Origin of the sequence: Streptomyces sp. ML-6 (genome assembly GCF_030116705.1) — a bacterium.
GTDB lineage: Bacteria > Actinomycetota > Actinomycetes > Streptomycetales > Streptomycetaceae > Streptomyces.
Window position 1 is genome coordinate 472,877 of record NZ_JAOTIK010000001.1, and the last position, 16,906, is coordinate 489,782.

The following is a 16,906-nucleotide window of genomic DNA, read 5'->3' on the forward strand; positions in this document are numbered from 1 at the left end:
CAAGGAGATCATGTGCTCGACGCCGATTTCTTCCACCGTTGGATGACCGGGGCCGCCGCCCTGGTCGGCCGTGAGGCGGCCCGTCTCACCGAGCTCGACTCGGCGATCGGGGACGCCGATCACGGCAGCAACATGCAGCGCGGGTTCACCGCGGTGACCGCCGTGCTGGACGAGGAGCGGCCGGGGACGCCGGGCGCCGTGCTGATGCTCGCCGGCCGGAACCTGATCTCGACGGTCGGCGGTGCCTCGGGCCCGTTGTACGGGACGCTGCTGCGCCGTACCGGAAAGGCCCTGGGCGATGCCCCCGAGGTGACGCCGCAGCAGCTGGCGGACGCCTTCGGGGTGGGGGTGGCGGCCGTGGCGCAGCTGGGCGGGGCGCAGGCCGGGGACAAGACGATGCTCGACGCGCTGCTGCCGGCCGCCGAGGCGCTGGGCACCTCGTTCGGGGCGGCCCGGGAGGCGGCGGAGAAGGGGGCCGCGGCGACGGTGCCGATGCGGGCCCGCAAGGGCAGGGCGAGTTACCTGGGCGAACGGAGCATCGGCCATCAGGACCCGGGGGCGACGTCCTCGGCCCTGCTGATCGCCGCACTGGCCGACGCCGGGGAGAAGACGGACGGGGAGAAGACGGACGGGGAGCGGGCATGAGCGAGGGGAAACAGGTCGGGATCGTGCTGGTCTCGCACAGCGGGCCGGTGGCCGAGTCCGTCGCCGAGCTGGCCAGGGGGCTCGCGGCGGGCGGTGCGACGGCGCCGGTGGCGGCGGCCGGCGGTACTCCCGCGGGCGGTCTCGGGACGAGCGCGGAGCTGATCACCGAGGCCGCCAGGTCGGTGGACTCCGGTGCGGGTGTCGCGCTGCTGGTGGACCTGGGCAGCGCGGTGCTCACGGTCAAGTCGTTGCTGGCCGAGGGCGACGAGTTGCCGGAGGGCTCGCGGCTGGTGGACGCGCCGTTCGTGGAGGGCGCGGTGGCCGCGGTGGTCACTGCCTCGGCGGGCGGCGACATCGCGGCGGTGGAGGCCGCGGCGGCGGAGGCGTACGGCTACCGCAAGGTGTGAGGCGGACGGAAACCCGCGACGGGCGGGCCGCACCGGGTGTCCTGGGTGCAGCCCGCCTGTCCGTCGTGCCGGGGCGGGGCAGGGCGGGTGCGGCCCGGTACGCCCGTACGCCGTCGCGGGGCCGACCGGCTTCCTGCACGCCGTCGCGCGGGGAAGGCCGTCGTACGGGCGGCCCGGTACCGCCCGCGCCGGATCAGGGGCGCGGGACGGCGTCGGGCCGCCGGTGGGGCCTCGGCCGTCAGGCCGCCGGTGCGGTCCCGGTCGCCGTGATCCTGAGCTGGGTCCGCTGCGTCGTGCCGTTGACCGTCACGGCGAGGGTGATCGTGCCCGGCCGGAGCGCGGTGAGCGTTCCGGTGGACGGGTCGAGGACCGCGGTGTGCCGGGGGCGAACGCCGCTGAGGTCACCGACGTGGACGTTCGGGGAGCCGGTCCAGTCCGCGGCCATCGGGAAGCCGACCGGGACGGCCCGGGCGCCCTGGGTGACCGTCGCCGTCACCTTCGTACGGCTTCCCGCGCCGAGCACCGGGGGCGCGTCGATGTCCAGCGCGTCGACGTGCGCCCGGGTCTGCACGGAGACCCAGTCGGGTCCGCCCCGCCACGGCCGCAGGCGTGCGGCGGCCTGCTCGCCCGCGGTGACGCGGTCGGCGCCGACCAGCGACCAGCCGGTGAAGCCGCCCTCGTCCGCGGCCCCGGCCGGAGCCTTGCCGGAGTTGCCGTTGATCAGGTACGGCACCCCGTCGACGTGCGAGGCGTGGAAGACCCCCACGTGGCTGCCGATGAGGGCCGCGCCCTTGCCCGTCGTGCGGCGGAAGTCGGTGAGCCACTGCTCGACCAGGGCCGCCTCCTTGCGGTCCCCCAGCTGGCTTCCCTTCTGCACGGTCGGGTCGCGCGGCGGCACGTGCTCGATCAGCATGACCGAGTCGACGGCGCGGTCCTTCGCCGCCGCGTCCAGCTGGGCGCGCAGCTGCCGGATCTGGGCGAAGCCGCCGCCGCGCAGGCTGAGGCTGGAGGTGTCGAGCGTGACGAAGCGGGTGCCCTTGTGGTCGAACGTGCGCTGGGCGGGCCCGAATTCGCCGACGAAGTTGTCGATCTTCCCGCCCATCACCTCGTGGTTGCCCGGTACGTAGTACCAGGGCAGGGCGTCGCCGAGTTCCTCGGTGAGGACGCGGCGGGCGAAGGCCAGGTCCTCGGGTGCGCCCTCGTCGACGAGGTCTCCGTTGACGACCAGGAAGTCGGGAGCCGCCGCCTTGATCTCGCGCAGGGTGCGACGCGCCTGGGCGACGATCGCGCTGTCCGGGTCGCGGGCGACGAACTGGGCGTCGGACATCACCGCGAACCGCCAGTCCCGGCGCCCGGTCACGGCCGCGGTGTCGATCAGGTCGTCGGCGGGCGCGGCCTGTTCGGGCAGGTCGACGGGGGGCGGCACCTGGGCGGTGAGGTCGTCGATGACGATGTCGCCCGTGTACTGCTGGGCGGCCCCGGTCTCGGCGAGGTAGAAGCGGTGCACGGAGAGCGGCATGGCGGCTCCCTGCGGCACGGCGAAGGTGACCTCCCGCCAGCCGGTCCAGGTGACGTACGGGCCGCGCAGCAACTGGTCCGATCCCGCGGCGTCCTTGAGGTGCAGGGTCGGCCAGGCGCCCTTGCCGTCGCCCTTGATCCACAGCTTGAACGACTGGGGCTGGCCGTCCACGGTGACCGGCTCGGGCGGGGTGGCGTAGGCGGCGCGGGTGGCGGTGGAACCGGTGAAGTCGTAGCGGAGCCGCAGTCCGGTGCCGGTGCGGCCGTCGGGGGTGGCCTCCAGGGATCCGCTCGCGCGGGCCTGGCTGAACTTCCAGGACCCGGCGTCGTCGAAGGAGGAGACCGGTTGTTCGGTGAGGCCGACACTGGCGGCGAGGACGGTGGTGGTGCCCGCCACGGTCGCCCTGATCAGTCCGGCGCCGGAGCCGGTGCGCGAGGTGACGGTGAAGGAGCCCTGGCCGTCGTCGCGGATGTCGAAGAGCGCGCGGTCGTAGTCGAGTACGACGTCGCGCGGTTCGACGGGGGCGCTGGTGCCGTGGGCGTCGAGTCCGACGATGCCGAACGTGCCGGTGGCCTTGGCGTCGGCGAGTCCCACCCGCTGCGTGGTGGGCTGGATGCGGGCCAGTTCGTCCAGGACCGTCAGGGTCGTGCTGCCACGCGCCGGCCCGTTCGCGGCGCTCACGGTGGTGGTGCCGCCGCGGCGTGCGGTGAAGAGCCCGCCGCCGTCGACCGTGCCGACCGAGGCGGGTGCGGTGCGCCAGCGCGGGGTGCCCCGTGCGGGGCCGTACGTCTCGTCGTACCCGGTCGCGGTGAGGCGTCGGGTGAGGCCGGGGAAGACCCGGTCGGGGTGGCCGCCCTTGACGGGGTCGACGCCGGGCGCGGTGGCCGCAGGTGTGCGGGGCTGCACCCAGAAGCCCTTGAGCCGGCCGCTGCCGTCGGGAGCGGTGAGGGCGAGGCCGTTGGGCACGGTGCGTTCGCTGCCGTCGGACGGGCTGTTCTCCACCCGGAGCGCGTCGCTGCCGGGTTCGCGCGCGACGAGGGTCGACGATCCGCCGCCGTCCAGGTTGAGGGCGCTGTACGAACCGGCGCGCCGCATCATCAGGCCGAGTTCGGTGAGGGTGACGCCGCCGCTGTCGGCCTGTCGTCCGTCGACGGTGAGGACCTGCATGGTCCGGCCGTCCTCGGAGAAGCCGACGGCGGTGCGGGGCGCGGCGGTGTTGTTGCCCTCGCCGTCGTGGTTCTGCGCGACCCCGTCGACGACGAGGAGTTCCCGGCCGCCGACGGCGGTGCGCGGCACGGACCCGGCGTCGGTGCGGGCCCGGTAGGTCAGGGAGACCGGGTCGCCGGGCTCCAGGGCGTCGAGTGCGGCGGCTCCGGCCTCGCGGCCGACCAGGACGGTGGTGCCGTCGGGGACCGCGCCCGATCCGGGGGTGTGCGAGACGGAGACGACCTTGCCGTCCCGTACCGTCGCTTCGGCGACCGGGCTCGCGTTGTCCACGGTCAGGGCGCGGTCGGCGGTTCCCCAGGCGGAGGTGTACGCGCCGACTCCGCCGGGCGGCACGTTGGCGGCGTTGTACGCGGTGAGCGGCCGTTTCCCGGTCGGCAGGGTGAGCGTTCCCTCGAAGTACAGGTTCAGGATGCGGCCCGCGCTGTCGGGGCCGATGCCGACGGCCCGGTTGACGCCGGGGGCGGGCGACTGGACAGGGGCCCCGTCCTTGACGCCGATCCCCTCGGGTGCGCCGGTCTGGTTGATGTCGAAGAAGTCGGCGTTGATCGCGGCGACGGTGCGGCGGCCCCGGCCCGGGTCGTGGCCGGCGGCGAGTTCGGAGACGGTGCGCCGGTCGGAGACCTTGCCGGAGGAGAGGTAGTCGGCACGTACCCCGCTGCCGGCCAGGTCGACGGAGAGGTGGTCGACCCGCAGCCACTTGTCGGATTCGAGCCGGTCGTACGAGTCGAGGCGGATGCCGGGGGCGATCGGGCGGGAAGTGCGTGCCGTCTCGATGCCGTCGCCGTCCGCGACCGAGCGGGGCTCCCCCGCCGGGTTGCTCGCGGGCGGCGGGGCGACCGGTTCGAGTGCCTCGGCGGCGGTGCGGGGGCGGGGATCGGGGCCCGGGTCGGCGAGGGCGGGGGCGATCGTGCCGACGGTCATCGCGGACACGGTCGCGAGCAGTACGAGCGATCTTGTCGCCGTCCCGCGCCCGCGCGCGGCCCTCCTTCGCGACCCGGTTGTCCGGCCGGCTGTGCCAAGAACCACAAATCCTCCTGGGATCACGCGGGTTGCGCGGCCCTTCGTACGGGCGGCGCACGCTGTCGGCGGACAGCATGGCCGTGCACACCGCCGCGCACCAGAGGGCATCGGGAACCGCACGGCGAACAGGGCACGTCGGTCCGATGACGACAACGATCTTCGTGGGAGGGGCGTCCGGGAGGCCGGGAAGAGCTTCTCGTCGCCCGGCCGGGCGTGTTCCCCGACGGCGTTCCCGGGGGTCTTCGCGCAGGGGCGGATCGAGGTGTCACGCGGGGAAACGGACCGGCCGACGGTTCGTCACTCGTCGTCGGTGCCCTGCACGTCGACGGGCCGGGTTCCGTCGAAGGTGACGAGGATTCCGTACGGGTCGCCCATGCGGAGCCCGCTCTCGGCGAAGCGGATCATCCAGCTCCGGTCGGTCCACACCGTTGCCTCGGGGAGTCCCCACGGCGGCTCCGGAAGGTCCAGCCGGTCCAGTTCCTCGGCCGTGAGTCCGTACTGCTCCTCCCGGAGCCGGGTGCGGCAGTACTCCTCGGCCCGGGCGACGAGGATGTCGAACCGGCTCACGACGTCGTGGGCGCGCCGGAGGGTGGCCGGCGGCGGCGGGGCGGACGGTTCGATCACCAGGCTGACCCCGACCGGGTCGGCGCCCGTCGGTACCGGGAAGCCGCCGCTCCAGCAGGCCAGTGAAGGCGGGCTCTCCACCAGGCTCAGGGCGAGCCCGGCGATGTGCAGGGTCGCGGGCAACTCCGCGCCGGAGCCGGGCTTCTCGCTGTCCCGGTCGTTCGGCGGCACTTCATCGGCGGGCATTCGCCCAGCATAGGCCGGGCCCGCACCCGCGGAGGCCGCACCGGCGGGTCCGCCCAGCCCCTCCCGGTTTGCCCCGGCTAGTCCGGGTCAGGCTTTTTCTTCACCTTCGCGCCAAGTTCGATCAACATCGTTTACTTTAGTCTCACTTGGCTGCAACTTGTGCAAGTTTCTTTACGTCAGGAGATCAGGCATGTCCGTTCCCGCAGGTGCCTACGCTGTTCAGTTCACGTTCACGGCTTACTCCGACAACGTCGAGATCGGCACCACCTTCGAGATCCCACTCAGCTCGTCCCCGTCCCAGCTGCCGCACGAGGATGCCGCGGCGCAGGCCGCCGCCGAGGCCTACAGAGCCGCCATAGCCGCCGCCTACCCGGCCGTTCCGGTGCACGCGAACCGCGTCTACCTGTGCCGTCAGCAGGGCGATACCTGGCCGGCTTCCGCCTGATCACGCCCGCGGGGATGCCCCCACGCACCGTCGTGGAGGCGTCCCCGCGGACCGGCCGGCCCGGTCCTGACGGTGTGTCGGGTTCAGTGGACGGACAGGCCGCCGTCGACGAAGAGCGCCTGTCCGGTGACGTAGCCGGAGGCGCGGCCGGCCAGGAACACCGCCGCTCCGGCGAAGTCCTCGGCCAGGCCGTTGCGGCCGATCATCGTGCGCGCGGCCAGTGCGGCCACCTTCTCCGGGTCGGAGGACAGCCGCGCGTTGAGCGGGGTCATGACGAAGCCGGGTACCAGCGTGTTGCAGGTGACGCCGTGCGGCGACCACGCCTCGGCCTGGGAGCGGGCCAGCGACTCCAGCGCCCCCTTGGAGACCCCGTAGGCGCCGCTCTGGACGAACGCCCGGTGCGCCTGTTGGGAGGTGACGTGGATGATCCGCCCGAAGCCCCGCTCGGCCATGCCGGGCCCGAACCGCTGCCCCAGCAGGTAGGGCGCCTCCAGGTTCACCGCCATCGTGGCGTCCCACACGTCCTCGTCCAGCTCGTCCATGGGCGGCCGCAGGTTGATTCCGGCGCTGTTGACGAGGATGTCGGGCTCGCCGAACACCTCCACCGCCCGCTCCGCGGCCGCACGCACTCCGTCCCGGGTGCTCAGATCGGCGCTCACCCAGGCCGCCCGGCAGCCCTCCGCGACCAGTTCGTCGGTCGCGGCGGCCAGTTCCGGCTCCTTGCGCGCCACGATCACGACGCGCGCCCCCGCCCTCGCGAGGGCCCCGGCGATCGCACGGCCGATCCCGGAACTGCCGCCCGTCACCACGGCGACCCGGTCGTCCAGGGAGAAGAGTTCGGAGAGATAGCGCTGCGAGGTCATGTCCGCACCCTAGAGGGCACGTCCACGGCGCCAGGACCCGGGTGGGCGTTTCGGGCGAGACGCACCGGAAGGGTGGCGAAGCCGTACGAGATGAAGGTCTCCAGCGGCTCGGCCGGTGCCGCCCCGTCGTCCAGGGACAGGCCGGGGAAGCGGTCGAACAGGGCGGGAAGGGCGATCGACGCCTCCAGCCGGGCCAGCGGGGCGCCGATGCAGAAGTGGACGCCGTGGCCGAAGGAGAGGTGCTCCTTGTCGGCGCGGGAGAGGTCGAACCGGTCCCCGGCCGGGCCGTGCCGTCGGGGGTCCCGGCCGGCTGCGGCGTAGGTGGCCAGGATCGCGTCGCCGCGCGCGAGGGTGACCCCGCCGGGGAGCTCGATGTCCTCGACCGCGTAGCGCAGCGGCAGGTTGGCGACCGGCGGGGACCAGCGCAGGGTCTCCTCGATGACGTCGTTCCAGGAGAACTCGCCGTCCCGTACCCGGGCGAGCTGTTCGGGGTGGGTGAGCAGGGCGTGGACGGCGTTGCCGATCAGGTTGACGGTGGTCTCGTGGCCGGCGGAGACGACCAGGAGGAGGGTGTCGACGAGTTCGTCCTCGGTGAGACGGGAGCCCGCCTCGTCGCGGGTGGCGATCAGGGCGCTGGTGAGGTCGTCGGCGGGCCGTTCGCGCTTGGCGGCGACCAGGCCCGCGAGGAGTGCGTACGCCTCGTGCAGGGTGGCGAGGGCCGCCTCCGGCGCCGCGGTGGTGTCGAAGATCTCGCTGACCAGGCGTGCGCTGTCGGTCCTCCGGTCCTCGGGGATGCCGAAGAGTTCGCAGATGACGGCCACCGGCAGCGGGTGGGCGAAGGCGGCCCGCAGGTCGGCCCGGCCGTCGGGGGCGGCGGTCATCCGGTCGAGCAGCGTCGCGGTGATCTCCTCGATGCGGGGCCGCAGCGCGTCGGTCCGCCGTTTGGTGAAGGCGGGTGCGACGAGCCCGCGCAGCCGTCGGTGGTCGGCGCCGTGGGCGGTGAACATGTTGGTCACGCCCACCCAGGTGTTGATCCAGCCGTCCCGGTGTTTTCCCTCCTGCCAGGCCGGCCAGTGCCGGTTCGGGTCCTTGGACACGCGGTCGTCGGTGAGGAGTTGCCTGAGCACCTCGAATCCGGTGGGGGCCCATGCCCTGATCCCGCCGGGGAGTTCGACCGGGGCGACGGGTCCGTGGCGCCGGAGCTCCGCCGCCTCGCCGTGGATGTCGCGGCCCGCGGGGTCGATGACGATCGGCTGCTGTCCCATGGAGATCTCCCGTCTGCGTTGCGGCACGGCCGGAACGGGTGTCTGCGGTACAGGAGTTCATCGTCGGGGTAGCGCGACGGAGCGTGGAAGGGCGTGCGACGGCGCGCAGCGGCCGAGCGGGCGGCCCGCGCGCCCCCGGGTGGCGATGCGGTGACCGGCGGGCCCGGCCGTACGGCGGGCAGCGGGCAGCGCGGGCGGGTCGTGGGCATCGGCCGCAAAGAGGCGGATCCGGTCCGCTCAGCCGTGGGGGGGAGGACGACCGCACGACCGTTGATCCTGCCCTGGTGGAGTCGCTCGTACGCCTGCGGCGCCTCGTCCAGACCGTACGTCTCGATGTCCACCTCGACCGCTCCGGAGGGGGCGAGTTCGAGCACCTCGGCGGGTTCGGCGCGCGAGCCCCGGCACGGGGAGGTCACCGTCGTGTTGTACGGCAGGGTGCCGAAGCCGACCGGCAGTGCCCCGCCACCGGGGCCGACGACGGTGGCGTCGGAGTCGATGGCCGCCGAGCGGCACCAGACGGCGCGGGTCGTCGACGATCATGTACTCGGCCATGGCGCCGGGCGGGCCGGGTCCGGGCGGCATGATGCCGAGTTCCCCGGCGCGCAGGCAGTGGTTCTCCCTGCCTGCGGCGGTCACCTCGAGCAGCACCTGGCCGGGGCCCGGTTCCGGGTCGGGTACGGCGACCTCCTCGGCCGTGCCGGGGTGTCCGGCGCGAAGTGCCGTGGAGAACGGTCGCGGGGCCCGGGAGCGGCCGGTCCTCCGGGTCCGGCGGTCACCGGGCGCCGAACACCTCGGCGGCCCGGCGGGCGCCGTGCCCCGGCTCCCCGGTCCGGTGCGGTGCGGCCGCCGTCGTCGTCCGGCTCAGGGCGAGCGCGGCGATGTCGTCCCGCCGCACGCCGCCGGAGAACGCCTCCAGGTCCGCGTGGAGCGCGTCCAGGACCTCGTGGGGCTCCCGTCCCGTCCAGCGGGGCAGCCGGGTGTCCAGCGGGTAGAAGGCGCCGGACGCGTCGCGGGCCTCGGTGACCCCGTCGGTGAAGAGCAGGAGCGTGGCGCCGGGCGGGAAGTCCAGCGGTTCCGAGGCCCGGGCCTCGGGGCTGAGTTCCGCCATGCCCAGCGGGACGGAGGTGCGGCGCAGCGGCAGCGCGCGGGCCGTGCCCTCGTGCAGCAGCCGGGGCGGCAGGTGGCCGCAGTTGACGGCCCGGACCCGGTCGCTCCCGTCGAAGCCGAGCACCAGGGCGGTGACGAAGCGTTCGGTCTCGCCGGTCTGGGCGGAGAACACGTTGTGCCGGGCGACCGCGTCCTCCAGGGCGTCGACCACCCCGGTCAGGTCGGGCTCGCGGATGGCCGCCTCCCGGAACGCCCCGAGCACGGCGAAGCCCGCCCCGATCGCGGCAAGCCCCTTGCCCTGGACGTCCCCGATGATCACCCGGGTCCCGTAGGGCGACTCGACGACCTCGTAGATGTCACCGCCGACCAGGCCGTCCTCCTCGATCGGCGTGTAGATGCCGTGGGCGAGGATCTGCCCGGTCGGGATCGGCAGCGGGCGCAGGATCTGGCGCTGGAGCGCGCCGGCGGCGGAGCGCAGCCTGGCTATCTCGGTGGCGTGGCGGATCCGCAGCGCGCACGAGCCGACGCCGAGGAAGCAGGCCAGTGCGGTGAAGGCGACGCTGATGGCGACGTCCCAGAACGTCCCGCTGGTGACCAGGCGCGAGCAGACGACGACGGTCATGGTCCAGGTGGCCACGCCCACGGTCTGCCGGATCGTCCCGAAGACGGAGACCAAGGCGGGGACGACCACCAGCAGGGGTACGAGGTGCAGGTCCTCGCCGGTCTCGATGTCCAGGAGGAGGACCAGGGCGGTCAGCAGGGCCAGCCCCGCGAACAGCGCCGGGGTGCCGACCCGTGGTGCGCGTGCGGCGGCCTCCCCCGCGTCCGCGGTGCCCGGGAGCGCCGCTCCACGTGTCGCACGCCGACGCCGACGACGCCCGATCGTCACAACTGACTCCTCCCGCGCGCGGCCGGCTCCGTGCCGGTGTCCGTTCCCAGTCCACCCGGTCCGGCGGGGGCGGGTCACGAGACTTACGGCCTGTGGAACCCCGCCGAAGGTCCCCGTGCGCGACGGGTACGGTCCTTCGGCCCGGGTGTTCCGGGCCGAAGGTCCCTCACCGGACGCCCCCGGGGGCCGGGACCGGGGCGACGGATGCCGACCGGCGGGCGTCGTGCCGTCGGGGCGGTCCGCGAGGCGCGCGGCGGTCCGGGGTCAGTGTGCGGCGGCCCCGGCGTGTTCCGGTACGAGCGCCCCGAGGAAGGACGTCCGGCGACGGAGCACGAATCCCAGCGATTCGTAGAGCCGGACGGCGCCGGTGTTGGAGGCCGCGGCGTGCAGGAACGGCGTTTCGCCGCGCTGCCTGATCTCGTGGGCGAGGGCGCGCACGAGGCCGGTGCCGAGCCCCTGGCCGCGTACCGACTCGTCGGTGCAGACGGCGCTGATCTCGCTCCAGCCGGGCAGGCGCAGCCGTTCGCCGGCCATCGCGACGAGCACTCCTTCGCGCCGGACGCCGAGGTAGGTGCCCAGCTCGACGGTGCGGGGCAGGAAGGGCCCGGGCCGGGTGCGCTCGACCAGGGCGAGCATGTCGGGCACGTCGGCGGGCCCGAGCCGTACGGCCTGCGGGAACGGGGCGGCCGCGACGCCGGCGTCGACGAGCTGGACGCCCTCGGCGTCGAAGAAGACCTCCCAGTCCTCCGGCGGCGGCTCCCGGAAGGCGGTGATGGCGATGGCTCCCCCGGGTCCGGCGAGCGCCGCGGCGTCGGCCCAGTCCTCGGCCTCCGGCTCCTCCGGGAGGGCGACCCAGGGGGCCACGTCCACCGGGTAGCGCAGGATGCGGCCGCGGCGCTCGGCGAAGTGGCCGTGCGGGCCGGTCAGCGCGGCGCGGACCGGGTTGTCCAGGGGGTGCGGGGCGGCGGCGGGGTGCCGGGGGCTCACCGGGCCACCTCGATCACGATCTTGCCGAGCGCGTGCCCGTCCTCCACGGCGCGCAGCGCCCGTTCCGCCTCGGCCAGCGGGAAGGTGCGGGCCACCCGCGCCCGCAGGACGCCGGAAACGGCGAGGTCCGCCACCGCTTCGAGGACGGCGGAGTTGCGGGCCCGTGCGACGGCCGCCCCGCCGAGCTCCACGGCCAGCGGCTTGCCGCCCGCGCTGATCAGTGCGGCCGGGTCCGCGAGCAGCGAAGCCGCGGTCCTGAGGGTGTCGCCGCCGACCAGGTCGAAGACCGCGTCGACGCCGTCGGGGGCCGCCGCCCGGACCCGTTCGTCGAAGCCGGGACCGGATGCGACGTGGATCGCGCCGAGCGACTCGACGAAGTCCTTCTTGGCGGCGCTCGCGAGGCCGATGCCCCGGACACCCGCGTGCCGGGCGAGCTGCACCGCCGCCGTTCCCACCCCGCCCCCGGCCCCGGTGACCAGGAGGGTGGCGCCGGGGGCGAGGCCGAGCTGCCGGATGCCGTCGTACGCGGTGGCCGCCGCGACCGGGAGCACCGCCGCGTCGACGAACGACAGCCCGGCCGGCTTGTGCGCCGTCACCCCCACGGGCAGCAGGGTGTACTCGGCGTACCCGCCGGCCACCGGGTTGCCGAAGACCTCGTCCCCGACCGCGAAGCCCTCGACCCCCGGTCCGACGGCCTCGACGACCCCGGCGGCCTCGCTGCCGAAGACGGTGGGGAACGGCTGTGGTTCGCCGCCCGGCCGGACGTACCCGGTGCGCAGCTTCCAGTCGACCGGGTTGACCCCGGCCGCCCGGACCGCGACGAGCAGTTCGCCCGGCCCCGGCACCGGCACCTCCCGCTCGACGAGTGCCTCCACCTCCGGTCCGCCGTTGCGGGTGAACACGTACGCCTGGGGCATGGGTTCCCTCTCCTGTTCCCGGTACCGGCGGCCGGGCCGGTCACCGGCCGCTCCAGCAACAGCAAAGCCCGCGTGCCTGCGGGTATTCCCCGGGAACGAGGTGTTCATCGATCCGAAACGACCGGGCCCCGTCCGGGTCGTGCCGGGCCCGCGGGTCCGGCACGCGCCGCGGCCGGGCGGTCCGGGGTCAGCCGGTCGGGCCCGCCGGGCGGGGGTCGACCGGGGTGAGCACTCCGAGCCGGTCCTCGACCGCCCGGGCCGCGTCCAGGCACAGGTCCTCCCGGAAGGCGCGTCCGACGATCTGGACCCCGCAGGGGAGCCCGTCGGCCAGGCCCGTGGGAACAGCCACGGCGGGCACGCCCACGAAGCTGGTCACGGTGCACAGGCGCATGCCCGAACCGACCCGGGCCCGGCCCGCTTCGTCACGCGACTCCAGTCCCGGCTCGACCGGCGGTTCGGTGAACGAGGGGCCGAGCAGCAGCGGGTACGCGTCGAGGAACTCGGCCCAGGAGCGGCGGATGCTCATCCAGGTGCCCATCAGTTTCATGAACTCGTCCGCGCTCGCGGGCGGGGTCCGTTCCATCGCCCCCGCGATGTAGCGGTCCCCGCCGTCGCCGAGCAGCTTGCGCACCACCGGCCAGGTGGGGGCGAACTCGGTCACGGTGATCCGGCCGTACGCGTCGAGCGCCTCGTCGAGCCGGGGCACGTCCTCCACCTCGCACACCTCGTACCCGGCGTCGCGAAGGGCGTCGGCGGCGGCCTGGACGGCCCCGCGCACGGCGGGGTGGACGCCGTGCCCGCCGGGGTCCGCCACTACCGCGACCCGCACCGGGCCGGGCAGCGGTTCGCCGCGGAGGGGCACCGGCACGGCCCTCGGGTCGCGCGGGTCGGTCCCGGCCAGCACCTCGTACGCCAGCCGGAGGTCGGCCACGCTCCGGGCCAGCGGGCCGTCGGTGACCAGCATCTGGGAGGCCGGGCCCGGGTCGTCCGGGCCGAGGATGCGGTGGTCGGCCGGGAAGCGGCCCGTGGAGGGCTTCAGCGCCGCCACGCCGCAGAACTGGGCCGGGATGCGCACCGATCCCCCGGAGTCGTTGCCGAGTCCCAGCGGTGCCATGCCCGTGGCGACGGCCACCGCGTCGCCGCCGCTGGAGCCGCCCGGGGTCAGGCCGGGGTGCCACGGGTTGGCCGTGTCGCCGAACAGTTCGCTCCGCGTGTGCATCCCCGCCAGGATCAGGGTCGGCATGTTGCTGTGCCCGATGGGGACGGCCCCGGCCGCGCGCAGCCGCGCCACCGGGAGCGCGTCGGCCCGGGCGACCAGATCGCGGAACCGCTCCGCGCCGAACGTGGTCGGCACGCCCTCGACCGGGGTGCTCTCCTTCACCGTGAACGGCACGCCCGCGAGCGGCCCCAGCTCCTCGCCCGCGGCTCGCCGCCGGTCCGTCCGCGCGGCGTCCGCCCGGGCGCGCTCCGCCAGGATCTGGGTGACCGCGTTCACCCGCGGGTTCACCTCGGCGATGCGCTCCAGGTGGCTGTCGATCAGTTCGACGGCCGAGATCCCGGCGGTGCGCACCGCCTCCGCCTGCTCGGTGGCGGACATCTTCCACAAGGGGTCCCGCACGGCGGTTCCTTCCTCCCCGGCGCGCGCCCGAACGGCACGCGGTCTCCTCGGACACACGTTCCGATGCGTCCGTATCGGAACGGTACCCCGGAACCGATACGAACGCATCGAATAAACTGCGTCCCGGACAGGAGTCACCGGGGAACACGGACAGAAGGCGGCCGGACATGCCCAAGCAGGTGGATCACGCGGGTCGGCGTCACCTCATCGCCGAGGCGGTCTGCCGCCTCGCCGACGAACGCGGGCTGGAGGGCGTGACCCTTCGCGACGTCGCCGCCCGCGCCCAGGTGTCGATGGGCGCCGTCCAGCGGTGCTTCCGCACCAAGGAGGAGATGCTCGTGTTCACGCTCGGGCACATCGGCGAACGGGTGGGCGAGCGGGTGCGCGCCCGCCTCGTCAGGAGCCCGGCCCAGTCGGCCCGTACCGCCCTGGGGCACGCGGTCACCGAGGTCTCGCTGCTCGAGGAGGAGCACCACGCCGAGGCCAGGGTCTGGCTCGCCTTCCTCGCGCAGGCCGCCGTGGACGAGTCGCTCGCCCGGACGCTCCGGTCGAACTACGCGGCCCTGCAAGGGGCGTTCGTCCGTCTCGCCACGGAAGCCGCACGGAGCGCCGAGGACGGCGGGAGCACCGAGGACGGCGAGAACGCCGGGACCGCCGAGGGAGCCGACGGCGCCGCGCCGTTCGATCCGCTCGTCGAGGCCCGCGCGCTCCTCGCCCTCGCGGACGGCCTCACCGCACACGTCCTCATCGGCCATCTCGCACCGCAGGAGGCGCGGGAGGTCGTCCACACCCACCTGGAGAACCTCTGGGAACGCCTCTCCCGGCCTGCCCGCACCGCATCCTGACTGATCATCAGGCATAGCGGGCACGGTCGGTACAGTGACCGGCGGCCGGGATCCATGGGGTGCCGCACCGTCGATTTCGACTCAACTACCGTTGGATATGCGCCGATCGATCCCCATTGTGCCGGTGGCTGTGGCAGTCTGAGGGAGACCGCCCCACCGGGCTCCCCCGTACCGGTGGGGCGGTTTTGCCGTCCCGGTCGTCCCGCCCGCCCGTCCCGCCTTCCTCACGTGCGGATGTGACGGGGTATCACGGCGATTCCCGGCCATTGCCGCCGCGCGACCCGACCGACTTCCCGTTTCTCCGCATGGGTTCTCCCTCCCGGGGCAGGCGCTCACACCTCATGGCCTTCGACCAGGGGAGCGTGACGAGATGACGGCGCACACTGCGCGGACCGCCGGTGCCGAGCGGGCCGGGAGCACGGACCGCGCGCGACCGGTACCGGACGACGCACCGGCCGGCACCGACGCGGATCCGGCGGCCGGCCCGGAGCCCGACGGGGGCGCACCGGCCGCGGGGACGGCCGGGGACAACGGCGGACTGCCGTGGATCGAGGACGCGGGGAAGGTCGCCCCGGCCGACGCGCGCGAGCTGTCCCGGCTGTTCTTCGAGCGGCTGCGGGTCCTGGAGGAGGGGACCCCCGCCCATCAGTACGCGCGCAACACCCTCATCGAGATGAACCTCTCCCTCGTCCGGTTCGCCGCGGGGCGGTTCCGCGGCCGGGGCGACGACATGGAGGACATCGTCCAGGTCGGCACCATCGGGCTGATCAAGGCCATCGACCGGTTCGACCTCTCCCGCGAGGTCGAGTTCACCTCCTTCGCGGTCCCGTACATCACCGGGGAGATCAAACGATTCTTCCGCGACACCACCTGGGCGGTGCACGTCCCGCGCCGCCTGCAGGAGTTGCGGGTGGACATCGCCCGGACCAAGGAGTCGCTGATCACCACGCTCGACCGCGACCCCACCGTCCCGGAGCTCGCCGAGCGGCTCGGGCTGAGCGAGAACGAGGTCACCGAGGGCATCGTGGCGGCCAACGGGTACGCGGCGGGCTCGCTGGACACACCGGCCGACCCGTCCGGCCCGGGGCGGGCCGGCAGGCAGGGGCGCACCTTCGCCGATGTCCTCGGCGGCCCGGACCCGGCCCTGGAGACGGTCGAGAACCTGCACACGCTCGCGCCGCTCATCAGCTGCCTCGACAGCCGGGAACGACGCATCATCGACATGCGTTTCGGCCAGGAGATGACGCAGGCCCGGATCGGCGAGGAGCTGGGCATCTCGCAGATGCACGTGTCCCGGCTGATCGGCCGGATCCTCCACAAGCTCCGCAGCGGGATGTTCGTGGAGGAATGACCCCCGCCGCGACGGCCCGGGGCACCCGGCGCCGTGCGCCCCGGGCGCCGGGGATCAGCCGGCGGTGGCGCCCGGGGCGCGGCCCGCGTAGTACGTGGCGATCATGTCCTCGCCGCCGTGTCCCGCCGCCTCGGCCCGTGCGAAGCGTGCGGCCGACGCCTCGACCAGGTCCAGCCGCACCCCCGTCGCCCGCGCCGCGTCCAGGATGAGCCGGGTGTCCTTGAGCGCGGTGGACAGGGCGAAGCTCGGGGCGAGGTCGCCGGAGAGGAGCGCGGCGGACTTCCCCTGCAGATAGGCGGTGTCCAGCGGGCCGCCCTTCATGGCGTCGAGGAAGGTCCACGGATCGACGTCCAGCGCCTCGGCGAGGTTGAGGCACTCGGCGATGTTGTTGACCATGGTGATCACCCAGGTGTTGACCACGAGCTTGAGCCGCGAGGCCGCCCCCGGGGTCTCGTCGACCCAGACCGTGCGCCGCCCGATCGCGTCCAGCACGGGTTCGACCTTCTCCCGGACGGCCGTGGGGCCCGCGACGAAGACCGTCAACGCGCCTTGTTCCGCGGGCTGCTTCGTACCGGAGACCGGGGCGTCGAGATAGACCGGTCCCAGCTCCGCCGTGCGCCGGGCCAGATCGGCGGTGGCGTCGGGTCCGACCGTCGTGCTCTGGAGCAGCACCTGACCGGCGTGCAGCCCCCCGGCGGCGGCGTCCAGCGCGGCGGCCACGGAGGATCCGTCGTTGAGCATGGTGAGGACGACGTCGGCGCCGCGCACGGCTTCCTCGGCCGTCTCCGCGACCGTGGCGCCGTCGTCCGCGAGCGGGACCGCCCTGGCGTGCGTACGGTTCCAGGCGCGGACGTCGAGTCCGGCCCCGAGCAGGCTCCGGGCCATGCCCGAGCCCATGGTTCCGGTGCCGAGGACGGCGACGACCGGCCGTTCCCGGGCGGTGTCGGCGGCGCTTGGGGTCATGCGTGAGCTCCTTCCGTCGGCCGCGCCC

General features: G+C 74.3%; 14 protein-coding genes and 1 pseudogene. 5 read left to right on the plus strand and 10 right to left on the minus strand.

Going from position 1 to position 16,906, the window contains the following annotated elements:
• Positions 1–12: 12 nt before the first annotated feature.
• Positions 13–645, plus strand: a complete 633-nt coding sequence (gene dhaL, locus OCT49_RS02160; protein ID WP_283850185.1) for a dihydroxyacetone kinase subunit DhaL — start codon at positions 13–15, stop codon at positions 643–645.
• Complete coding sequence (locus tag OCT49_RS02165) at positions 642–1,052, plus strand: PTS-dependent dihydroxyacetone kinase phosphotransferase subunit DhaM (RefSeq protein WP_283850186.1); 411 nt, start codon at positions 642–644, stop codon at positions 1,050–1,052. The genes dhaL and OCT49_RS02165 overlap by 4 nt, the downstream gene beginning before the upstream one ends.
• Positions 1,053–1,290: 238 nt before the next feature.
• Here OCT49_RS02165 and OCT49_RS02170 read toward each other — a convergent pair whose 3' ends face one another.
• Entirely contained in the window at positions 1,291–4,719 is a 3,429-nt protein-coding gene (locus OCT49_RS02170; protein ID WP_283850187.1) for a phosphodiester glycosidase family protein, read from the minus strand.
• A 396-nt stretch (positions 4,720–5,115) separates the two neighbouring features.
• A complete protein-coding gene (locus OCT49_RS02175; protein WP_283850188.1) occupies positions 5,116–5,628 on the minus strand; it encodes a hypothetical protein in 513 nt (170 codons plus the stop codon).
• Positions 5,629–5,818: 190 nt separating this feature from the next.
• Between OCT49_RS02175 and OCT49_RS02180 the strand changes: the two genes are divergently transcribed.
• The gene (locus OCT49_RS02180; protein ID WP_283850189.1) at positions 5,819–6,073 is read left to right on the plus strand and encodes a hypothetical protein; all 255 of its coding nucleotides are present in this window, start codon (positions 5,819–5,821) and stop codon (positions 6,071–6,073) included.
• A gap of 83 nt (positions 6,074–6,156) precedes the next feature.
• Here the strand turns inward: OCT49_RS02180 and OCT49_RS02185 are convergent, their stop codons facing one another.
• The 7 genes and pseudogenes from OCT49_RS02185 to OCT49_RS02215 form a co-directional block, all read right to left on the minus strand.
• The gene (locus OCT49_RS02185; RefSeq protein WP_283850190.1) at positions 6,157–6,936 is read right to left on the minus strand and encodes an SDR family NAD(P)-dependent oxidoreductase; all 780 of its coding nucleotides are present in this window, start codon (positions 6,934–6,936) and stop codon (positions 6,157–6,159) included.
• A complete protein-coding gene (locus OCT49_RS02190; protein ID WP_283850191.1) occupies positions 6,933–8,201 on the minus strand; it encodes a cytochrome P450 family protein in 1,269 nt (422 codons plus the stop codon). Before OCT49_RS02190 ends, OCT49_RS02185 begins: the two co-directional genes overlap by 4 nt.
• A gap of 248 nt (positions 8,202–8,449) precedes the next feature.
• Positions 8,450–8,891 (minus strand): annotated as a pseudogene (locus OCT49_RS02195) (hypothetical protein); the annotation flags it as partial.
• A gap of 82 nt (positions 8,892–8,973) precedes the next feature.
• Positions 8,974–10,191, minus strand: coding sequence for a PP2C family protein-serine/threonine phosphatase (locus tag OCT49_RS02200; RefSeq protein WP_502963445.1), 1,218 nt, complete (start codon positions 10,189–10,191; stop codon positions 8,974–8,976).
• Between the two features lie 270 nt (positions 10,192–10,461).
• Positions 10,462–11,184: a GNAT family N-acetyltransferase gene (locus OCT49_RS02205; RefSeq protein ID WP_283850193.1), complete on the minus strand. Its 723-nt coding sequence runs from the start codon at positions 11,182–11,184 to the stop codon at positions 10,462–10,464.
• The gene (locus tag OCT49_RS02210) at positions 11,181–12,101 is read right to left on the minus strand and encodes an NADP-dependent oxidoreductase (RefSeq protein WP_283850194.1); all 921 of its coding nucleotides are present in this window, start codon (positions 12,099–12,101) and stop codon (positions 11,181–11,183) included. Before OCT49_RS02210 ends, OCT49_RS02205 begins: the two co-directional genes overlap by 4 nt.
• A gap of 187 nt (positions 12,102–12,288) precedes the next feature.
• Positions 12,289–13,719 carry an amidase gene (locus OCT49_RS02215; protein WP_283850195.1) on the minus strand — a complete coding sequence of 477 codons (1,431 nt, stop codon included), beginning with the start codon at positions 13,717–13,719 and terminating at the stop codon, positions 12,289–12,291.
• A 167-nt stretch (positions 13,720–13,886) separates the two neighbouring features.
• Between OCT49_RS02215 and OCT49_RS02220 the strand changes: the two genes are divergently transcribed.
• Together OCT49_RS02220 and OCT49_RS02225 are read left to right on the plus strand one after the other, a co-directional pair.
• Positions 13,887–14,564 carry a TetR/AcrR family transcriptional regulator gene (locus OCT49_RS02220; RefSeq protein WP_283850196.1) on the plus strand — a complete coding sequence of 226 codons (678 nt, stop codon included), beginning with the start codon at positions 13,887–13,889 and terminating at the stop codon, positions 14,562–14,564.
• Positions 14,565–14,934: 370 nt separating this feature from the next.
• The gene (locus OCT49_RS02225) at positions 14,935–15,915 is read left to right on the plus strand and encodes an RNA polymerase sigma factor SigF (RefSeq protein WP_283850197.1); all 981 of its coding nucleotides are present in this window, start codon (positions 14,935–14,937) and stop codon (positions 15,913–15,915) included.
• A 54-nt stretch (positions 15,916–15,969) separates the two neighbouring features.
• On the opposite strand, the gene OCT49_RS02230 is transcribed toward OCT49_RS02225, so the two are convergent.
• Positions 15,970–16,878: an NAD(P)-dependent oxidoreductase gene (locus tag OCT49_RS02230; protein ID WP_283850198.1), complete on the minus strand. Its 909-nt coding sequence runs from the start codon at positions 16,876–16,878 to the stop codon at positions 15,970–15,972.
• Positions 16,879–16,906: the final 28 nt, after the last annotated feature.

Coding starts and splice junctions, on each gene's coding strand:
- OCT49_RS02190 (WP_283850191.1), bottom strand. CDS start 8,201: ATGGGACAGCAGCCGATCGTCATCGACCCCGCGGGCCGCGACATCCAC.
- OCT49_RS02185 (WP_283850190.1), bottom strand. CDS start 6,936: ATGACCTCGCAGCGCTATCTCTCCGAACTCTTCTCCCTGGACGACCGG.
- OCT49_RS02170 (WP_283850187.1), bottom strand. CDS start 4,719: ATGACCGTCGGCACGATCGCCCCCGCCCTCGCCGACCCGGGCCCCGAT.
- OCT49_RS02180 (WP_283850189.1), top strand. CDS start 5,819: ATGTCCGTTCCCGCAGGTGCCTACGCTGTTCAGTTCACGTTCACGGCT.
- OCT49_RS02225 (WP_283850197.1), top strand. CDS start 14,935: ATGACGGCGCACACTGCGCGGACCGCCGGTGCCGAGCGGGCCGGGAGC.
- OCT49_RS02165 (WP_283850186.1), top strand. CDS start 642: ATGAGCGAGGGGAAACAGGTCGGGATCGTGCTGGTCTCGCACAGCGGG.
- OCT49_RS02230 (WP_283850198.1), bottom strand. CDS start 16,878: ATGACCCCAAGCGCCGCCGACACCGCCCGGGAACGGCCGGTCGTCGCC.
- OCT49_RS02210 (WP_283850194.1), bottom strand. CDS start 12,101: ATGCCCCAGGCGTACGTGTTCACCCGCAACGGCGGACCGGAGGTGGAG.
- OCT49_RS02175 (WP_283850188.1), bottom strand. CDS start 5,628: ATGCCCGCCGATGAAGTGCCGCCGAACGACCGGGACAGCGAGAAGCCC.
- OCT49_RS02220 (WP_283850196.1), top strand. CDS start 13,887: ATGCCCAAGCAGGTGGATCACGCGGGTCGGCGTCACCTCATCGCCGAG.